General features: G+C 66.0%; 14 protein-coding genes. 5 read left to right on the top strand and 9 right to left on the bottom strand.

What is annotated here, in order from left to right:
• Positions 1-51 precede the first annotated feature (51 nt).
• The 3 genes from AC1DYL_RS17820 to AC1DYL_RS17810 are packed head-to-tail and all read right to left on the bottom strand — an operon-like array spanning position 52 to position 3,165.
• The gene (locus AC1DYL_RS17820) at positions 52-1,140 is read right to left on the bottom strand and encodes an ABC transporter ATP-binding protein (RefSeq protein ID WP_477174208.1); all 1,089 of its coding nucleotides are present in this window, start codon (positions 1,138-1,140) and stop codon (positions 52-54) included.
• 8 nt (positions 1,141-1,148) lie between these two features.
• Positions 1,149-2,372: an enolase C-terminal domain-like protein gene (locus tag AC1DYL_RS17815; protein WP_477174207.1), complete on the bottom strand. Its 1,224-nt coding sequence runs from the start codon at positions 2,370-2,372 to the stop codon at positions 1,149-1,151.
• A 7-nt stretch (positions 2,373-2,379) separates the two neighbouring features.
• Positions 2,380-3,165, bottom strand: a complete 786-nt coding sequence (locus AC1DYL_RS17810) for an SDR family NAD(P)-dependent oxidoreductase (RefSeq protein WP_477174206.1) — start codon at positions 3,163-3,165, stop codon at positions 2,380-2,382.
• Between the two features lie 143 nt (positions 3,166-3,308).
• Between AC1DYL_RS17810 and AC1DYL_RS17805 the strand changes: the two genes are divergently transcribed.
• Genes AC1DYL_RS17805 through AC1DYL_RS17795 form a run of 3 tightly spaced genes read left to right on the top strand, consistent with a single transcriptional unit; the run spans position 3,309 to position 9,738 of the window.
• Complete coding sequence (locus tag AC1DYL_RS17805; protein WP_477174205.1) at positions 3,309-4,406, top strand: lactonase family protein; 1,098 nt, start codon at positions 3,309-3,311, stop codon at positions 4,404-4,406.
• Positions 4,407-4,451: 45 nt separating this feature from the next.
• A complete protein-coding gene (locus AC1DYL_RS17800; RefSeq protein WP_477174204.1) occupies positions 4,452-7,076 on the top strand; it encodes a glycoside hydrolase family 38 N-terminal domain-containing protein in 2,625 nt (874 codons plus the stop codon).
• A gap of 25 nt (positions 7,077-7,101) precedes the next feature.
• The gene (locus AC1DYL_RS17795; protein WP_477174203.1) at positions 7,102-9,738 is read left to right on the top strand and encodes a glycoside hydrolase family 38 N-terminal domain-containing protein; all 2,637 of its coding nucleotides are present in this window, start codon (positions 7,102-7,104) and stop codon (positions 9,736-9,738) included.
• Between the two features lie 16 nt (positions 9,739-9,754).
• On the opposite strand, the gene AC1DYL_RS17790 is transcribed toward AC1DYL_RS17795, so the two are convergent.
• On the bottom strand, positions 9,755-10,774 hold the full coding sequence (locus AC1DYL_RS17790) for a hypothetical protein (protein ID WP_477174202.1): 1,020 nt from the start codon (positions 10,772-10,774) through the stop codon (positions 9,755-9,757).
• Between the two features lie 213 nt (positions 10,775-10,987).
• Between AC1DYL_RS17790 and AC1DYL_RS17785 the strand changes: the two genes are divergently transcribed.
• Positions 10,988-11,911: a dihydrodipicolinate synthase family protein gene (locus tag AC1DYL_RS17785; RefSeq protein ID WP_477174201.1), complete on the top strand. Its 924-nt coding sequence runs from the start codon at positions 10,988-10,990 to the stop codon at positions 11,909-11,911.
• Positions 11,912-11,953: 42 nt separating this feature from the next.
• The gene (locus tag AC1DYL_RS17780; RefSeq protein ID WP_477174200.1) at positions 11,954-13,273 is read left to right on the top strand and encodes a mandelate racemase/muconate lactonizing enzyme family protein; all 1,320 of its coding nucleotides are present in this window, start codon (positions 11,954-11,956) and stop codon (positions 13,271-13,273) included.
• 161 nt (positions 13,274-13,434) lie between these two features.
• Here the strand turns inward: AC1DYL_RS17780 and AC1DYL_RS17775 are convergent, their stop codons facing one another.
• The 5 genes from AC1DYL_RS17775 to AC1DYL_RS17755 form a co-directional block, all read right to left on the bottom strand.
• Complete coding sequence (locus AC1DYL_RS17775; protein ID WP_477174199.1) at positions 13,435-14,514, bottom strand: LacI family DNA-binding transcriptional regulator; 1,080 nt, start codon at positions 14,512-14,514, stop codon at positions 13,435-13,437.
• 13 nt (positions 14,515-14,527) lie between these two features.
• Positions 14,528-16,279, bottom strand: coding sequence for a glycoside hydrolase family 36 protein (locus tag AC1DYL_RS17770; protein ID WP_477174198.1), 1,752 nt, complete (start codon positions 16,277-16,279; stop codon positions 14,528-14,530).
• Between the two features lie 21 nt (positions 16,280-16,300).
• Complete coding sequence (locus AC1DYL_RS17765; protein WP_477174197.1) at positions 16,301-17,140, bottom strand: carbohydrate ABC transporter permease; 840 nt, start codon at positions 17,138-17,140, stop codon at positions 16,301-16,303.
• On the bottom strand, positions 17,137-18,042 hold the full coding sequence (locus AC1DYL_RS17760) for a carbohydrate ABC transporter permease (RefSeq protein WP_477174196.1): 906 nt from the start codon (positions 18,040-18,042) through the stop codon (positions 17,137-17,139). Before AC1DYL_RS17760 ends, AC1DYL_RS17765 begins: the two co-directional genes overlap by 4 nt.
• A 98-nt stretch (positions 18,043-18,140) precedes the next feature.
• Positions 18,141-19,451: an ABC transporter substrate-binding protein gene (locus AC1DYL_RS17755; RefSeq protein ID WP_477174195.1), complete on the bottom strand. Its 1,311-nt coding sequence runs from the start codon at positions 19,449-19,451 to the stop codon at positions 18,141-18,143.
• Between the last annotated feature and the right edge of the window lie 121 nt (positions 19,452-19,572).

The raw sequence follows: 19,572 nt of genomic DNA, 5'->3' as shown, positions 1-19,572 counted from the left end.
AGTCCTCATAAACGACATGTCTCTCTCCCTTGTCGTTGTTCCCGCTGCCCCCTAGCGGAGCAGCGAATTCTGGCTTCCGTTGTCGAAGACGTGGACGCGCGTGCAGTCGATGCGGAACCGCACCGACTGGTTCGGCTCGAGCGCGCGCGGGTGCTGCATGCGTGCGACGATCTCGGTGCCACCGAGGTCGGCAAACAGCAGGCTTTCGTTGCCGAGCATCTCGGCGAAACTCACTTCGGCGCTGAAATCGGCGCCAAGGTCGGGTCGAGTGCCGTGCCCCTCGGGCACGATGTCCTCGGGCCGGATGCCCAGCGTCACCGCCGTGCCCTGGGCGGGCAGGGCGAACCGATCCGCGGGCACCGGGATATCGAGCCCGGCCGCCCGGATGGTGTTGCCCGGACCGACCTCGGCCTTCAGCATGTTCATCGACGGCGCGCCCATGAACCCGGCGACGAACATGTTCGCCGGCCGCTCGAACACCTCGAGCGGCGTGCCGATCTGCGCCACCCGGCCGTCGTTCAGCACCACGATCTTGTCGGCCAGCGTCATCGCCTCGACCTGGTCGTGGGTGACGAACACTACCGTCGCGCCGAGCTGGCGCTGCAGCCGCTTGATCTCGATGCGCGTCTGGTTGCGGAGCTTGGCATCGAGGTTCGACAGCGGCTCGTCGAACAGGAACACCTTGGGCTCACGCACCATGGCGCGGCCGATGGCGACGCGCTGCCGCTGCCCGCCCGATAGCTGGCTTGGCCGGCGGTCCATGTACGGATCGAGCCCCAGCATCTTCGCCGCCTCGCCCCGCCGCCGCGCGATCTCCGCCTTCGGCACGCCGCTGATGCGCAAGCCAAAGCCCAGATTGTCGCTGACGCTCATGTGCGGATAGAGCGCGTAGGACTGGAACACCATCGAGATGCCGCGGTCGCGCGACGGCAGGTCGTTGACCAGCTTGCCGTCGATCTTCAGCTCGCCATGCGAGATAGTCTCGAGCCCGGCGATCATCCTGAGGATGGTGGACTTGCCGCAGCCAGATGGCCCGACCAGCACCACGAAGGTGCCGTCCTCGATGTCGAGGTCGACGCCCTTGATCGCGACGTACTCGCCGTAGATCTTGATGATGTCCCGGAGGGTAACGGTTGCCATGGCGCCTCTTATCGTCCGGCTGGGTCGGCGTAGCGCATCTCGGGCTGGATCGAGTACCAGTCCGGGCGCTGCGGATCGCGGTCGTAGGTGTAGCCGCCAACCTCGCGGTAGTAGGCGGCGTACTGGGCGAGCTTGTCTCGATCGACCTCGACGCCGAGGCCGGGGCCCTTGGGCAGCGCGATCTCGCCATCGACGTATTTGAGCTTCCCGCCCACGATGATGTCGTCGAGCAGGTGGTGGTAATGCGCGTCGGCGGCAAAGCTCATGTTGGGCAGCGCCGCGCCCAGGTGCAGCATCGAGGCGAGCTGGATGCCGAGTTCGCCCGACGAGTGGACGCTGGCGCCGAACTGGAAGGTCTCGAGCACCTGGCCGGCCTTGTAGGCCTGCCGCAGCCCGCCCCAGAACGTAGTGTCGAGGAGGATCACGTCGACCGCGTCGTGCTTGATGCAGGCTGCGAGCTGCTCGAAATTGACCACCACGGTGTTGGTTGCGGTCGGGATCGAGATGCGTTCACGCAGCCGACGCATGCCCTCGAGGCCGAAGCACGGGTCCTCGAAATAGTCGTTGCGGATGTGCCCAATCTCTTTCGCCACCCAGATCGACTCTTCCACCGACCACACCGAATTGGGGTCGAGCCGGAAGCGGTCACCGGGCAGTGCGTCGGCGATGGCCGAGAACACCTCGACATCGTGCTCGGGGGCGAACACGCCGCCCTTCAGCTTGTGCGACTTGAAGCCGTGCAGTTCCTTCTGGCGCTTGGCCTCGGCCACCAGCGCGTCGGCCGAGAACTCGTCGCCAAAGCCGTTCTTCTCGTTGCCGTAGCGATAGAACAAGTAGCTGGCGAAGGGGATCGACTCGCGCAACGCCCCGCCGATCAGGTCGCAGGCGCGCACGCCGAGCGCCTTGCCGGCCACGTCCATGCACGCCATCTCGAGCGCCGCATGCACCTGCATGCGTGAATTGTAGAGGCTGGCCACCGGGTTCATGATCTTCCAGCGCAGCTGTTCCAGCTGCAGCGGATCATGCCCTTTGAGGTAGGGCAGGAGGCCCTTCACCGCGTTCTCGGCGCTCTCGCCGCCGCCGCCAAGTTCACCCCAGCCGGAGATGCCCTCGTCGGTCACCACCTCGACGATGGTGCGCACGAACCGCCCCCAATGGGCGCCCGACGCGTGCCGCAGCGGCGCCTCGAGCGGCACTGCAACGGTGGTGGCCTTGATGTCGACGATCTTCATAGTGGTCTCAGCTTTTTCGGGGAGCGCCGGGGATGCGCGCCAGCATGCCGCCATCGACGCGCACGGTTTCCCCGGTCATGAACGAGGCTTTGTCGGAGAGGAGGAAGGTGATGACCTCGGCGATCTCGCGCGGCTGGGCGCGGCGGCCGATCGGGTGCATCGCGTCGATCTCTTCGTCGAGGGCCGCGGGGTTCGGATCGAGATTGATGGCCCAGCGCAGCATCGGCGTTTCGACCGAGCCTGGCGCCACGCCGAGGACGCGTACGCCATTGGCGGCTTCATCCATTGCCATGCCGGTGACGAGGCCGATCAGACCGTGCTTGGCGACCACATAGGCCAGCGCACCCTTCTGTGCGGCCATGCCCTGGACTGATGCGGTCAGGACGATCACGCCCTTGTTGCGCCGCAGCTCAGGCATCGCCGCTTTGGCGACGTAAAAGCCACCGGTGAGATTGGTATCGAGCGTCTTGGCCCACAGTTCGGGCGTAGTCGAAACCGCGTCACCGTAGGTCTGGATGCCGGCGTTGTGGGAGACGCCCGCGAGCCCTCCGAAGCGCTCTACCGCGAGTGCTACCGCGGCCTCGCAGTCGGCAAGATTCGAGACTGAACCAACCTGCACCGCATGCTTGCCGCCGAGCTCTTTCGCCGTCGCCTGCAGCGCCTCGGCGTTGAGGTCGAACAGCACGAGACCGCGTCCCTCAGCCGACAAGACCTCAGCCACGGCGCGGCCAATGCCCATCGCGGCGCCGGTCACCAGCACTGTGTTCGCTGCGGTTTTGGCTGTGTCGTTCACCGGCATCGTCCTCCCTTGCCAAGGCGTTGTAGGTCTACCATACTAGTTGTGTCAATCGCCATCGATCCTGTATCTAAACGACAGGGTTGGCAAGCGCCGGCAGGGCGCAGGGGCGATGGCTGAGGAAAAAGGGGAGGGAATAGTTGGCGGTCTACGCATTCACCGGGAGCCTGACGCGCCCGATGCCGCAATACGGCGCGGCCAACGGGCAGGGCATCACGCGGCTCGCGTTCGACGAACAGGCGGTCCGACTCAGCGCCCTCGATCTCGTCGAGGGAGTCGACGACACCGCGTGGCTGGTGACCGATGCGGCGCGCGGCCGCCTCTACTCGACCTGCGAGATCACCGGCACCGGCGAAAGCGCCATCGCCGCCTACGCAGTCGAGCCCGCCGGCCTCCGGCTGCTCAACCGCCAGCCGACCCTCGGCAACGAAGCCTGCCACGCCAGCCTCTCATCGGACGGCAAATTCCTGCTGGTCGCCAACTACAACGGCGCCAATCCCGCAGGCTGGCCGGACCATTCTCTCGGCGTCTTCCCCATCGCCAGCGACGGTTCGCTCCGCGCGGCGGTGGCCAGTGTCCGCCATCAAGGCAGCGGCCCGAACCCTGCACGGCAAACCGCAGCACATGCCCATTGCGTCGTCCCGGCTCCGTCAGGCGACATCGTCTATGTCGCCGATCTCGGCATCGACAAACTGGTGGCGTACCGCCTCGGAGCCGACGGTAGTCTGACGCACGAACCGGTACGCGACTTCACCCTGCCGCCCGGCCTTGGCCCGCGCCACCTAGTGTTCTCTGCCGATGGCCAATCCATCTTCATGGTCAGCGAGCTGATCCCCACCGTCGTCAGCCTCGCAGTCGACCCGGACACGGGCGCTCTCACCCAGCGGGACGTCTTCTCGATCCCCTTGCTCGACGGCGGCATCGTGCAGCCCGCCGGCATCCTGCTGACCGCCGATGACCGGCATCTTTTCGTTGGTCTGCGCGTCTGCAACGAGATCCTCGGCCTCGCAGTCGACGCCACTACCGGCAAGCTTACCCAGACCGGCCGCTGGCCCAGCGGTGGCACCACGCCGCGCGATTTCGCCTTCTCGCCCTCGGGCAAGCACCTCGTGGTCGCCAACCAGGATTCCGACCGGCTGACGGTGTTCGCCGTCGATACCGCAGCCGGCACCCTCTCCGAACCCCTCCAGCATTTCGATGTCGGCACGCCGATGTCGGTCAAGCTCGCCGCCTTCTAGGCGGTCCACTCCTCCCAATCTCAACCCGATGATCCGAGCCACCCGATGATCAAAGAAATCCTCTTCGTCCATCACAGCCACACCGACATTGGCTACACCCACCCGCAGCCGGTGGTGATGGAACTGCACCGCCGCTTCGTCGACGAGGCGCTCGATATCGCCGAGCGCACGCAGGACTACCCCGATGACGCGAAGTTCCGCTGGACCTGCGAGATCACCGGCGTGACCGTCGACTGGTGGAAGCATGCCTCGAACGCCGATCGCGACCGCTTCATGGCGGCGGTGAAGCGCGGCCAGTTCGAAGTGGCCGGCATGGGCTGGCACATGACTCCGCTGATGGACCACTCGATGGTGGTCGACGTGCTGCGCCCGGTGAAGTTCTTCCGCGATCTCGGCATTCCGGTGCGCTCGGCCATGAACACCGACGTCAACGGCCTGCCCTGGGGCGTCGTCGATGCGCTGCTCGACCACGGCATCACCGGCGTCTCGATGGCCATCAACGAGCACTACGGCCACGCCCTGAAGCCGTGGCCGCGGGCCTTCAACTGGGAAGCCCCCGGCGGTCGCACCATCACGGCCTATAACGGCTTCATCTACGGCGTGACCTCGGACCGCAGCCTGCGCATCCCGCTCGACATGGACGAAGCACGTATGCGTGTCCCGAACTGGGCCAAGCGCTTCGAGGACGACGGCTACCCGCATCCGTTCCTGATGATGCAGATCACCAACATCCGCTACCACGACAACGGTTCGCCGCAGGCCGCGCTCCCCGATTTCATCCGCCGCTTCAACGAGGGCAACGCTCCGTCGGGCGGCATCAAGCTGCGCTTCGGCACGCTGAGCGAGTTCTTCGACCGGGTGCGCGCCCAGCCCAAGGACACGCTGCCAACCCTCCGCGGTGACTGGACCGACTGGTGGAACTTCGGCGCCGGCAGCACCGCGCACGAAACGGCGCAGGCATTGCGCGGCCAACGCGACCTCGATGCGGCATTTGCCGGTGAAGCTTGGCACCCGGGCGCCGAACCGCGCCGCCGCGCTATGCTGCACGACGTCGCCCGCAACGGCCTCGCGCTCTATGCCGAGCACACCTGGGGCGCCGATCGCTCGATCAGCCACCCGTATTCACCCGAGACCCGCACCCAGCAGCTGCTGAAGCTGGTCACCGCGGCCGAGGGCGCCAGCGTCGCCCGCATGCTGCGCCGCGATGCCCTGGAGCAGCTGGCGATCGACGCCGGTGGAGATGATCCGACCCTGCTGGTATTCAACCCGCACCCGTTCCCGGTCACCCAGTCGCTGCGGCTGCCCTACCTGCCGCCGCTCGCCGGCGCCCCCGATCCGAAGCGCGGCTTCGGCCTCGAGGACCTTGTGCCGACCGGGCCGTCCTCGCACCGCATCCAGCGCCAGGATGTGGTGATGTCCGACCTCTCGGACGAACGTGCCTACTGGACCAAGCCCATCGCCGTCCCCGCGCTGTCCTACGTGACGATGCCCGCCGAGGGTGTCGTGCCCAACGACAACGGCAAGCTCTCGGCCAAGGACGGCGTGCTGTCCAACGGCCGCCTCACCGTCACCCTCGACCAGCAGGGCGGCGGCGTCACCTCGCTGAAACTCGATGGCGTCGAGTATGCCGGTGCCGCCGCCGAAAACCTGAAGTTCGGCGTGCCGGTGTTGGAACGCATCGCCTCGGGTATCCGCACCGACATGTTCGACGTGGTCGAGCTCGAGTCGCCCGATTGGCACAAAGCCTGGCACCTCGACTGGCAGGCCAGGCGCGACCTGCCGGAAAAGGTGGCCAGCACTAGCGCGACCGTCGAGCGCGGCAGTGCCAAGATCAGCCAGTCCTTCGTGCTGGCAAATGGCGACAAGGTCGAGGTGATCTATCGGCTGTTGCCCTACGACGTGGCGCTGTCGATCGACGCGGTGGTCACCAAGCGGCCGCTGTCGGAGGCCCACTCGATCTACCTGCCGATGCCGGCGGCGCTGGGCAGCGGTTGGGACGTCGACTACGAAACCGGCGGCGCGGTGGTGAAGCTCGATGACGAGCAGCTGCCCTACGCCAGCCGCCACTACATCACCACCCAGCGCTTCATCCGCATCGCCGACACCCAGCGCGAGCTGACCGTCGCCTGTCCCGATGTGCCGCTGTGGCAGATCGGCGGCTTCACCTTCGGCCGCTTCGGCGATCCGGATGGCCGCGTCGTCCGCGAAAACCCGACGCTGCTCGCCTGGCTCACCAACAACTACTGGAGCACCAACTTCCAGGCAGACCAGGGCGGCGAAACCCGCTTCCGCTTCTGGGTGCTGCCCGGCGCGCGGCAGGAGCTCGGCAAATCCGCACAAGGCGCGCTGGCCCGGGTCCAGCCGCTGGCGGCGCATGTCTATGGCGAGCGCGGTGCGGTGAAGTCGACAGCCGCGAGCCTGCTCAACCCCGACCTCGGCCCGCTGCTGCTGACTCGCATCGAAGCCGACAGCAACGGCGTGGCACTGACCCTGCTCAACCCGGGCGGCGACACGGTTGAAGCGAGGATCGGCGCCGGCACGCTTGTCCCCGCCAAGGCCAATCGCACGACACTCTCCGGCGAAGTGCTGGAAGCACTGCCCGCCAATGGCGAAGTCCGGCTGAAGGTCGCCCCACGCGCCTGGACCCGCGTCGCCATCTACCCGGCATAAGCCGGCCTGCCGACGGAGGAACGCCATGAGCAAGATCAAGACGATCTACATCTGCAACCACGCCCACACCGATATCGGGTTCACCGACTATCAGGAGCTGGCGCTGCGCCAGCACGGCGAGTTCGTCGGCCAGGCTCTCGACCTGATCGAAGCGACCGATGCCTATCCGGCCGAGGCGCAGTATCGCTGGACCGTCGAGACCACCGGCCCCTTCCTCAAGTACCTGCGGCAAGCGAGCAAGTCCGAGATCGCCCGCTTCCGCCACTGGCACGAGCAGGGCCGCATCGATATCGCCGGCATGCAGTACAACATGACGCCGCTGCTCAATATCGAGCAGATGCACCGCTCGCTCTATCCGCTCCGGGCCCTGCGCGACGAGTTCGGCTTCCACGTCGAGGCGGCGATGCAGGACGACGTCAATGGCGTCTCCTGGCTCTATGCCGACCTGCTGCATGATCTCGGCATCAAGTTCTACACCGCCGCCATCAACCCGATCCGCGGCGCCCGTCCCAAGCCGTTCCCCGGCGCCTTCCGCTGGGAGGGTCCGAGCGGTAAGAAGGTGCTGGCCTGGAATGGCTACCACTACCTGTTCGGCCGCAGCCAGGCCGGTCTCGGCAACTGGGATCTGGTCGATCGGCTATTGCCGCGCTGGATCGACGAACTCGAGAACGACGACAGCTACCCGTTCGACTTTCTCTACTGCGAATCCACCCACCCGGTCCGCGTCGACAACGGCCCGCCGGATGCGCGCATGCCGGATTTCGTCCGGCGGTGGAATGACGAACGCAAGAACGTTCAGATGCAGTTCATCACCGTGACAGACTTCGGGCGACTATTGGACAGCAAGTATGACCAATCCATCGGCACCCAGCGCGGCGACTGGACCGATCACTGGGCCGATGGCGTCGGTTCCTCCGCCTTCGAAGTCGGCGTAAACCGCGCCGCCCACGAGATCGTCGGCATCGGCGAAGCGCTCGAGGCTTGGCGCCGCAGCAAAGGGCAGGGCGAGTGGAACGCCGATCGCGCCGCCGCCATCTACGAGTCGATGACGCTCTTCGACGAGCACACCTGGGGCGCCTATTCCTCCGTGGAGGCGCCACACTCGCTGTTCAGCCAGGCGCAATGGAACCGCAAGGCCGGCTTCGCCTATACCGCCGCCATGGAAGGCCACGGCTCGGTGGCCAAGGCCGCCAACGCGCTGGCCGCACCGCTCGGCACCAAAGGACCGGAAGGCAGCTTCAACCTGGGCAACCTCGATCCCAAAGAGGCCTTCAAGCCTTCGGGGATTGATGAACTGCTGGTGTTCAACACACTACCGTGGGAGCGCGAGGTCATCGTCGAGGAGCCCGAACCGCGCGGCGGCGCCGCCCCGGTCGGCATGCTCGACACCTTCTTCAACCGCCGCAGCACCTGGGGCGGGCCACGTCCCATTCCCGAGATCCGCCGCGTTGCCGGCACCATCCCGCCGATGGGTTATGCCTTCCTCGACCTGAAAAAGGGCGTTCCCTCCAGCGACCTCAAGGCCGACGGCGATACCATCGAGAACCGGCACTACCGCATCCGCATCGACGCCAAGACCGGCGCCATCGCCGAGCTGTTCGACAAGGCGCAGGGCCACGATTTCGCCGGCAAATACCAAGGCTGGGGCCCGGGCGAGTACGTCTACGAGACCGTGGACTCGCCCGATGACCGCCTCGCCATCGCCGATATCAGCTTCGACAAGCCGGAGTTCTTCACCGGCCACACGGACACGCCGTGGAAGCGTGAGACGGCGACGAAGGTGACCCTTGATCCTGCGGTGATTTTCGAAGGCCGCGCCTCGATCACCGTGCACATCGCAGCCCCCGGCGTCTCCGCCGCCAGCGCAGTCTACGCACTCGATGCCGACACCAAATGCGTGGTGGTCGACTGGAGCATCGACAAGCTCGAGCATGCCAACGCCGAGGCGGTGTTCGTCGCCTTCCCGTTCAAGCTCGACGCACACAACTTCCTGCTCGATCTCAACGGCATCCCGTCGGTGCCCAACACGGACCAGCTCGATGGCGCCGCCAAGGACTGGTACCCGGTCGGGCGCTGGGTCGATGTCAGCGACAGCAAGCGCGGTGTAACCGTCGTGCCGCTTGATGCCCCCCTTTTGCATCTGGGCGGGATCACCACGGGCAAGTGGGACCGCATGCTCCAGCCCGAAGGCCCCACCATCATGAGCTGGGCCCTCAACAACCACTGGCTGGTGAACTTCAAGTCGGCGCAGTCGGGCCGCATCCCGCTACGTTATCGACTGACCACCCACGAAGGCCCCGCGGATGCGGCCACTGCCGCCCGCTTCGCAGCCGAAGTCGCCGTGCCGCCGGTGGCGATGCGCGACATCAAGCCCACTGGCAAGACCAGCGACAGCTTCTTCGGCACGGATGAGAAGTCGCCGGTGCTGGTGACGTGCAAGCCGGGCGAGGACAATGGCTGGGTGGCGCTGCGGCTGCAGAACCTCTCGGACAAGCCCGTGAAGCAGACCGTGACCTTCACCGGCAATCCGGCGGCCGCACGAAGTGCCGACCCCATCGAGCATCCGGGCCAGGCGCTGGAACTGAAGGGCAAGGCGCTGACGGTCGAACTAGCACCACGCGAGATCCGAACGGTGCTGGTACGCTTCGCTCCGCAGGGCTGATGACCACCCGCCGCGGTCAGACGATATCGGCGGGCTCCACAGCGATCCGATAACGCGTTATGAACCGCTCGCCGGCAGTGAACCGGCGGGCGGTTTTCGTTCCGCGCCGCGAGATCGGATTATCGGCTGTCGATATCTGCGGGCCCAGATCGAACGCCGAGCAGATCGGCTCGAACCCCAGCGCCAGGTGCCGGCCATTCCACGGCGCCATCTGCCGGCCGCGATTGGACATCCACAGCAACGCGCTCGGATAGTGCTCGGGGTTCCACTCGAGCCTAACCCGATAGCCCTCGGCACTGTTCCACAGCGACGCCGTGCCGGTCATATCAAGCAGCTGCAGGATTTCCTCGGTCGCCTGCGGCAGTGGTACGTGGCTGACATCGAGCCGGGTGCCATCGCGCAGCGGCATGTTGTGCCATGGCGTGACGAACCGGTCCTGCTCGAAGATCGAAGTGTCGTCGACGGGCCCGGGAAACGTGGCGCCGGTGATGCCGCTGCCAACCTCGATATGCATGGCGCCGGGCCTGGCCGGCAGCCGGAACGAAGGATGCAGGCCGAGTGGCAACATGCAATCAGCTCGAACGTCGATGGTCAGTTCGAAGTCCAGCGCCGTGGTCGTCGGGTCCGGCGTCACGCGGCGATGCAGCGCTCGGATCGGGTGGTTGTCGGGATAGGCGATGCTGAGCGCGATGCTGCCGTAGGAACCGGCCTCGAACTGCCAGTCATGGTTGGAACTGAACCCATGCGGATCGGTATCGACCGTCGGGCTGGCCGTCGACCCTGGCCATTCGCCCTTCGCCGGGCGATCCCCATCCACTCCGAATGGCACACACGGCCACTCACCGCGCAACCGCTTCAGGATACCGGGCAATGCCTCGCCGCCGGGTTCGTTTGCCCATGGCGCGATCTGGAACGGGGCCACCTGGCGGCCGTCAGGCAGAACGAACAGCGTCGGCCCGATCATCCCGCCGAGGCTCTCGACGCTGACCACGCCATGCGCCCAGACCAGCGATCGTGTTTCGCCGAGCTTGGTCATCGTTTCCCCCGTTTCTCTTTGCCGAGACAGTGGCGCATCGAGGCAATGGCGACAACCGAAGAGTGAGGTTTTTTAGCCGCTTAGGCGCCCAAATCACTGGAACCGGAGACGATCGCGGATGAGCAAATGGTCGACTGGTCACTGCTGAAAGCGGCCGGTACCATCCGCTCCTGCCGCTCGCCGGCGCATGATCCCCCAACGAGGCAAACACCCATGGATCGCAGCACTTTCCGCGGCATCTTCGTCATCGTCACGACGCCGTTCACCGATGATTTCAGGCTGGATGAGGCAGCGCTGGAGCGGACCATGGATTTCTGCCTCGCGGCGGGCGTGCACGGAGTCGTCGCCAATGCGCTGGCCAGCGAGGGCGGCTACCTCAGCGAACCCGAGCGCAGACGGGCCGCCGAGGTCGTCGTCGGCAAGGCCGAGGGCAAGGTGCCGGCGATCGTCGCCGTTTCGGCGCCGCACTACCTGCTCGCCGCGGACTATGCGCGCCATGCCGAGAGCATCGGCGCCGATGCGGTGATGTCGCTGCCGCCGACGCTCCACCCGTCGAGCCCCGCCGACATCAAGGCGCACTACCGCGCCATCGGTGCTGCGACCTCGCTGCCACTGGTGATCCAGAACGTCGCGGGGCAGGGCGCCTCGGCGATGGGCGCGGCGCTGATCGCCGAACTGGTCAACGACATCCCGACGGCCCGCTTCGTCAAGGAAGAGTCGGGCTATCCGGCGCAGACCGTGGGCGAAATCATCCGGCTCTGCGGCGACAAGCTCGAAGGCGTTATGGGCGGCAAGGCGGGGAAGACCCTGATGGAGGAGGTCCGCCACGGTGTGTCCGGCACCATGCCCGCCTGCGAGATCGCCGATGTGCACGTGGCGCTGTGGAAGGCCATCGAGGCCAAGGATGACAAGCGCGCCCGGGACATCTTCCAGCGCCTGCTGCCGCTGCTCGATATGGAGAGCAACTACGGCATGCTGCTGATGAAGGAAGTGCTGAAAATGCGGGGCGTGATCCCGCACGCGGCGGTCCGGCAGTCCGGTTTCCGGGCGCTTGACGATGCCGCTCGGGAGGAGGCGGCGGCCATCATGGACGGGTTGCGGGACCTGATGCTGCCCGCTTACCCGCACCGCCGCTAGCAACAGACTGAACAGAAAAGCAGTGTTAAGCGAGGAGGAATCGTGACTGAAATCCAACTGGGGCGAATGGAAGACGCGGTCAGCACCCACTCGAGCCCATCGGAACTGCGCATCACCGACATGCGCCTCGCCGTCGTGGCGGCGAATTACGACTATCCGATCCTGAGGATCGACACCAACCAGGGCGTCTACGGCCTCGGTGAGGTGCGCGACGCCGGCCATGCGTCGAACGCGCTGCAGTTCAAGTCGATGCTGATCGGGCAGAACCCCTGCCACGTCGACATGATCTTCCGCACCATCAAGCGCTTCGGCAACTGGGGCCGCGAGGGTGGCGGTGTCTCGGGCATCGAGATCGCGCTGATGGACCTGATCGGCAAGGTCTACGGCGTGCCGTGCTACCAGTTGCTCGGCGGCAAGCACCGCGACAAGGTCCGCCTCTACGGCGATACCCCGACGCCCGACGATCCGACCCCGGAGGATTTCGTCGACGCCGTGCTAGGCCGCCGTGGTCGCGGCCTGACCTGGATCAAGTTCGACCTGCGTCCGTCACTGTTCGAGACCGGCGACAGCCCGCTGATCGGCAACGAGGCGAAGTACGACTTTGCTTACGAAGAGGGTAGGCCGTTCAAGGCGCCGATGCACGGTCGCGGCGTCAAGCTCACCGAGGTCACCATCGAGCGTGCCGCCCATGTGGTCGGCGAAGTTCGCAAGGCGGTCGGCGCCGACGTGCAGATCTGCGTCGATCACTTCGGCGAGGGCTACCTCACCTCCGACGAGGTGATCCGGCTTGGGAAGGCGCTCGAGAAGTTCGATCTCGCCTGGATGGAGGACCCGGTGTCGCGCTTCGACATCCCGGGCCACAAGAAGATTGCCGATGCCCTGCTGACCCCGATCGCCGCCGGCGAGGACCTCTACCTGCGCGACGGCTTCCGCGAGGCGATCCGCACGCGCGCCTTCGACATTGTCCACCCTGACCTCCTGACGTCCGGCGGCCTGATGGAAACCAAGCGTATCTCCGACGACGCGGAGGAGGAGGGCATCCCGACGGCGCTCCACTGTGCCGGCTCGCCCATCGGCTTCATGGCCAACATTCACACCGCGGCCTCGATCTCGAGCTTCCTCGCCTGCGAGCACCACGGCCTCGACCTGCCGTTCTGGGAGAGCCTCGTCACCGGCCTTGCGCCCGACTACATGGCTGATGGCTACGTCACCGTGCCGGACAAGCCGGGCCTCGGCGTCGACCTCAATCTCGAGGCGATCGAGGCGAACCTCCGCACCCCAGGCACCATGTTCCTCCCCACCGACGAGTGGAACACCCCCAAGCTCGGCTTCTGGCGGCCCGACGACCGATGGCCGGAATGAGCCGATGAGGTTCACGGATAGTTTTGCGCTGAGGCGATCTGTCCGCTGGACTCCCGGACGTCATGCGTCTATCAGGACCGCGTTGTCGGGCTTCGCCGCCCGATGACTGAGGCCCAGCTGGAGTTCCACCTCCTAGTCTGGGCCTCTCTATTTTTCTGGAGCTAGCGGACTGCGACCGGCCCGGTCGAACCGCGCAGCCGGATCTCGGGCTCGATCAGCACTTCAGTGAGCGGCAACTCGCGGTTTCCAGTCAGCGCCACGATGGCGCGGGTGGTGTTCTCGGCGATGCGCTCGACCGGCTGCCGCACCGAGGTGAGCGGTGGATCGGTGAAATCCAGCATGTAACTGTCATTGTAGCCGATCACCGAGATATCGGACGGCACTTTCAGTCCATTGCGCTGGATGGCCCGCATCGCCCCGAGCGCCATGTCGTCGCTGGAGGCGACGATCGCAGTGACGCCCATCTGCAGCAGCGCCTCGGCCGAGTGCCGGCCACCCTCGATATTGTAGTATTGCCGGACGACGAAATCGTCGGAATTGGGCAGGTCGCGCCGGTCCATCGCCTGGACGAACCCCTCCACCCGCCGGTCGGCCGGCGTATTGCCCACCGGCCCCGCACACATGCCGATGCGTCGGTGCCCCAAATCGTACAGGTGAGCCACCGCCACTTCGGCGGCACGCCAGTCGTCGGTCGAAAACACCGGCGAGGGGATGTCGGCAAAGCCGCCGTTCACGCACAGGAACGGGATGCCCCGCGATTGCAGCAACTGGCGGGCCACCGGATCGGTGTTGCGCATCGTGTTGCTGGACGACAGGAAGACCACCGCTGCGATGCCGGCGTCGATCATCGCCTCGACATAGTCGCGCTCGCGCTGCGTGCCGGGGCAGATCACTGCGCGCAGCCCGTAGGGCGCGATCTCGTTCTCGATCGCCTCGCACAAATCGGCGAAGATCTGTTCGGCGACGCCGGGCACCAGCAGCAGCACCAGTTCGCCCTTGAGCTGACGTTCGTAGCCGGCCTTGCGCAAGGCCGCCTCCACCACCTCACGCGTTGCCTGCGAGACGCCGTACTTGCGGTTGAGCACGCGGCTGACCGTTGCCTCGCTGACGCCGGCCAGCTCTGCGACCGTGGCAAGGCCAATGTTGGCCGCCGGCGAACGGGAGCGATGACGAGACGCCTCGCTGCCGCTTCCACGGCTGCGCTTCCCGCCCGGTCCACCACTCTCGTCCGACCTGTCCACTGGTCCTCGATCGTTACTCGTTCAAGACATGCAAGGTGGCGATGCCCGAGACCGGTATTTGCAGCTCGGTAAGGCCCTGCGTCGCGACAACTTCGATCTCCGTGCCGGCATCCCCCCGGGCGGAGTGGGCCACGCCTCGCAGCCGCGCACGCCTACCGGTCCATCGCATAACGATCCGGTCGTGGGAAGTCGCATTGAGCAGCCTCAACTCGTCAATGCCATCGAGGTCGATATCCACCACCAGCGGCTGGTACACACCTACGACCAGCCGATCCTCATGCCGGGCCTGCAGCACGGGATAGCCCTCCGACGGCAACCCCGCTTGCAACTGACCAAAGAGCACGGTTTCGCGATCCTCCATCCAGCTCGACAGCACCGTGCGCACGGCGTCGCGCTGCACGTGCGGCAGGCTCGACAGATCCATGGAGATCTGCGGCACGCTGAAATACGCGTTGAGCAGCTGTCGCGCCGCCGGCTCGGCTCCGGCGCGATGGTCCCACACGGTGGGATCGGAATGGATGACCTGACCGGCAGCGATCATGCGCATGTTGACGATGGCGCGGCGGTTCTGGTTGGCGTCGACTGGGCAGTCCCCGACCCGCAGCAGGTTGGCGTAGGGCGCGGTGGCCGGTCCGATATAGCTCTGCCGGAACTCGATGAGCACCTCCTCGAGCCCGGCCTGCTTCAGTCCCTCGCGCAGCTGCGCCAGCGTGGCGTGGATCGCCTGCCCGACATCGGGGATATCCCCGCCGGTCGGGGTGCCCTGGTAGGCGACGACGCCGTCGAGGAAGTCGAGCTTCAGTCCATCCACACCATAGTCGCGGACCAGCCGGATGCAGGTTTCGACGAAGTGGTCCCGCACCTCGCGATAGCGCGGATCGAGCGCCGAACAGCGCCAGCCGTCGCCGTTGTAGTAGGGCGCGAACGGCTTCAGGTGCGGATAAGCATCGCTGTTCTCACCCAACAGCAGCGGCGCCACCCACAGGATGACCGACAGACCGAGCTCGTGCAGCTTGCCGACATGCGCCCGCATGTCGGGGAACTTCACCGGGTCGGCGACCCAGTCGCCACACCCGGCATACCAGCGGCCGGTGCCCAGCTTCTGCCAGCCGTCGTCGATGATCACGGCGCGGCATCCGAGTTGGCGTACCAGCACTGCATCGCGCTCGATCTTTGCTGCGCTGATGTCCTGCGAGTAGGCGTACCAGGTGCAATAGACCGGCACGGTTCCGTCGAATGGCACGGCAAGCGGCTCGCCGATGTCGTCACGCAGCCAGTCGCGCAGCAGGCCGACGGCCTCTGCATGATCAAGACCCGGGCGCGCCGTCGCAAGGCGGATGGTGCGCGGCCCCTTCGGGTCGTGCTCGTAGTAGATGACGAAGCTCTTGTGCTCCTCGGAAACACCGAAGCGCAGCTGGCTCTCCTCGATCTGCTGGTCGAAGCAGAAGGCGAGGATGTTGCGGCCCTGCCGGTCGTAGACGCAACCGAGCGGGCTCGAGGAGATGATGCTGGTCTTGTCGCGCCCGCTCCAGTCGGCCGGCAGGGCCCGCATCGAGCCGTTCGGATACCAGTAGCCCTCGACGTCGCCCAGCGGCACTTCCAGCGAGACCCGGACGATCTCGCCGTTGGTCTCGATCGTGGTGATCTCGAGCTCGCCGATGGTCTCCTTCCCGACAACCCGGCAGCCGGTGCCGATCGTCACCTCGACGCCTGGGATGCCGGTGGCGGCCGGGGCCATGACGGATGCGTAGTCTTCCAGCAGCACGGTGCCAGTCTCCTGAGATTGCTATTGCTTGACCGCGCCGGCGAGGATGCCGGCGACGAAATGACGTTGAAGGAAAAGGGACAGCCCCAGCACCGGCAGCACCGACACCAGCGTGCCCGCGAGCAGCTGCCCGTAATCGGTGTCGCTGAGCCCCTGCAGCGAGGCGAGCGCCACCGGTACGGTGTAGGCGTCCGACGTGCGCAGCACGATCAGCGGGTAGACGAAGTCGTTCCACTGCGCGAGGAAGAGGAAGATGCCGAGCGCTGCGAGCGCCGGCCGCATCGTCGGCAGGACGATCTGGAAGAAGATGCGGAACTCTCCGGCGCCATCGACGCGCGCCGCCTGGATCAGCTCGTCCGGCACCGACAGCATGGTCTGCCGCATCAGGAAGATGCCGAACGGCAGCGCCAGGTTGGGCAGGATCAGCGCCTGGTAGGTGTTGAGCCAGTTGAACTGCACCATGACCTGGAACAGCGGCACCAGCGTCACCTGCGACGGCAGTGCCAGGATCACCAGCACGATGCCGAACAGCACGCCCTGTCCGGCGAAGCGGAACTTGGCGAAAGCATAGCCGGCAGCGGTGCAGACGATCCCCCCGAACACCGCATAGAGCAGCGCCACCAAAGTCGAGTTGAGCACCGCGTGCCCGAACCCGGCGTCGCCGAACAGCTTGCCGAGATTGGCCCACAACTGGTCGCCCGGCAGCAGGTTGGGCGGGTTGGAGAAGATATCGCGCGAGCGGTGCGTGCTGGCGACGATCAGCCAGTAGAACGGCGCCAGCATCAGCACCGAGCCCAGCACCACGACGGTGGTCACCGCCGTGCTAGCGAGCTTCGCCTGGGGGGAGCGGTCGGCCCTCATGTCCGCTTCTCCCTGAGGAGGTAGAACTGGATCAGCGCCAGGATGCCGATGATGCCGGTGAGCACGTAACCGATGGCCGAGGCGTAGCCGAAATCGAAGTACTTGAAGCCGTTCTGATAGAGGTACATGCCGATGGTCAGCGTCGCATTGTTAGGCCCGCCATTGGTCAGCACGTAAGGCTCGTCGAAGAGCTGCAGCGTGCCGATGGTGGAGAGCACCACGGTAAGGGTGATGGCGGGGCGCAGCCCAGGCAGGGTGATGTGCCAGAAGCGCTGGAGCGCTGTGGCGCCATCGATCTCCGCTGCCTCGTAGAGCTCGCCCGGCACCGATTGCAGCTGTGCCAGGTAGATCACCGCGCTGTTGCCGGTGTAGTGCCAGGTCAGCGCGATGATAATGGAAATCTTGGCCCAGAACGGATCGGCCAGCCACGGCACACGTGGCAGCCCGATGCTCTCGAGCGCGAAGTTGATCAGGCCGTAGTGGTTGTTGAGCAGCGTCGAGAACAGGATGCCATAGGCGACGAGGCCCATGACGATCGGCACGAAGTACGCGGTGCGCCAGATCGCCCGCCACTTGAGCAGCGCCGAGTTGAAGGCCACCGCCAGCAGGAGCGCCAATCCCAGCATCAGCGGCACCTGGATGACGAGGATCAGCAGCGTGTTGCTGAGCGCCTTGTAGAAGATCGGATCGGTCAGCAGCCGGCCGTAATTGCCCAGCCCGACGAACACCTGCTTGCCCTTCTGGATCTTGGTAAGGCTCAGCCAGGCCGCATAGACGTACGGATAAACCTTGAACGCCAGGAACAGTACGATCACCGGCAGCAGGAACAGGTAGGGGGTGGCGCGAGGTGCGGAGCCCCGCCAGCGCCGGCGTGCGGCAGGCTGTGTGGTCGGCGCGGTCATATCAGGCTCTCGGTGGGAACAGGGAGGCGGCGGCAGGGTGGGAGGAAACTCGGCCCTGCCGCCGTCACGCTCATACGAGCGTGTTGCTTTGACACCAGCTACTTGGCGATCGTCCGCCCGGTCTGCCCGGCGACCAGCGCGGCCGCTTCGTCGAGCACGGTCTTGGGGTCAGCCCCGCTCAGCAGCACCTGGGTCTGCGCGTCGGTATAGGCCTTGAGCGCCCGCGCATAGTCGGTGGTGTAGTTCACGGTCGGGGTGTCCTGTCCCAGTTCGTCGATGAAGAAGCTGTTCACCTCGGCATCGAAATAGGCGCTCTTCTTGACGAAGCCGTCGCTCTCCAGCATCGGCTTGAAGCCGGGGAACATGCCGCCGCCCTCGTACACCGCCTGCTGCCCGTCGAGCGTACCCAGCGCGTACTTCACGAACTCCCAGGCCAGCTGCTTGTTGGGGCTGGTCTCGGCCACCGACAGGTAGGTGCCGCCCGAGATCGCGGCGGTCAGCCCGCCCGGCTCGACCGACGGGGGCAGGCGCAAGCCCCATTTGCCGGCCATGTCAGGTGCTTCGTTCTCGAACACGCCGGCCGCCCACGACGCCGCCGGGATCACGGCGATATTGGTCTGCCCCTTGATCTGCATCATGAAGTTGTCCCAGCCGCCGGGAATGTCGGCGACGATGCCGGCATCATTGGCCTTCTTGATCAGCTCGAGCGAGCGGAGACCGGCGGGCCCGTTCATGGTGATCTCGCCGGCGGCGTTGAAGTAGAAGCTGCCCTGGAGGTTGGTGAGCAACTGCCAGAGCCCGGCGGAGTCGGCGACCGTCGCCGCCTTGTCCATGGCGATCAGGTCCGCACCGGTCGCCGCTTTCAGCGCGGGACCGACCGCGATCAGGTCGTCCCAGGTGGCAATCGAGTTGATGTCGATGCCGGCCTGCTCGAGCAGGTCCTTGCGGTAGAAGAAGCCCGAAGTGTTGACCTCGTAGGGAATACCATAGACCGCGCCGTCCGGACCCGACCCGCTGGCCCACATGCCCGACGGGAACTGCGCGGCGAGATCGTCGGCGCCCATCGTGCTGAGGTTGGCGAGCCCGCCCGGGAACGTCTCGACATAGTTGCCGATGTAGTCGATGCCGATGTTGAGCACGTCGGCAAGACCGGCGCCGCCCGCGGCCATGCCGGTGGTGATCTTGTCCCAGATCGCCGGGTTGCCGACGTCTTCCACCTTGATGGTGACACCCGGATGCAGGGCGACGAAGCCGGGAATCGCTGCCTCGATGCCATCGGCCGGAGCGGTCCAGCTCCACACCGTGATGGTGCCCGTGAGGTCGTCGGCGGAAGCTGCCGTCGCCAGGGCCGCGAGGGCTGTTGTCGTAGCGAGGGCAATCCGCGCGGTGCGCCCGGTTGCCGTGAACAAACGTCCTACCGTGTTTTTCAGTTTTTCCTCCTCAGGAATCCTCAGTCCCCGATCGTACCGTTCGGCCGCTCGCCAGGCTTTTCGCTGGCTGATCTTGCGGTCCTTCCGGTCCGATCGTGCC

The organism is Devosia sp. P1_H9, from assembly GCF_056405135.1.
This window is presented reverse-complemented; position numbering and strand designations above follow the sequence as displayed.

What these genes read in the sequence shown, in the direction of transcription:
- AC1DYL_RS17820 (WP_477174208.1), bottom strand. Translation starts at nt 1,140, where the DNA reads ATGGCAACCGTTACCCTCCGGGACATCATCAAGATCTACGGCGAGTAC.
- AC1DYL_RS17815 (WP_477174207.1), bottom strand. Translation starts at nt 2,372, where the DNA reads ATGAAGATCGTCGACATCAAGGCCACCACCGTTGCAGTGCCGCTCGAG.
- AC1DYL_RS17800 (WP_477174204.1), top strand. Translation starts at nt 4,452, where the DNA reads ATGATCAAAGAAATCCTCTTCGTCCATCACAGCCACACCGACATTGGC.
- AC1DYL_RS17795 (WP_477174203.1), top strand. Translation starts at nt 7,102, where the DNA reads ATGAGCAAGATCAAGACGATCTACATCTGCAACCACGCCCACACCGAT.
- AC1DYL_RS17790 (WP_477174202.1), bottom strand. Translation starts at nt 10,774, where the DNA reads ATGACCAAGCTCGGCGAAACACGATCGCTGGTCTGGGCGCATGGCGTG.
- AC1DYL_RS17785 (WP_477174201.1), top strand. Translation starts at nt 10,988, where the DNA reads ATGGATCGCAGCACTTTCCGCGGCATCTTCGTCATCGTCACGACGCCG.
- AC1DYL_RS17765 (WP_477174197.1), bottom strand. Translation starts at nt 17,140, where the DNA reads ATGAGGGCCGACCGCTCCCCCCAGGCGAAGCTCGCTAGCACGGCGGTG.
- AC1DYL_RS17760 (WP_477174196.1), bottom strand. Translation starts at nt 18,042, where the DNA reads ATGACCGCGCCGACCACACAGCCTGCCGCACGCCGGCGCTGGCGGGGC.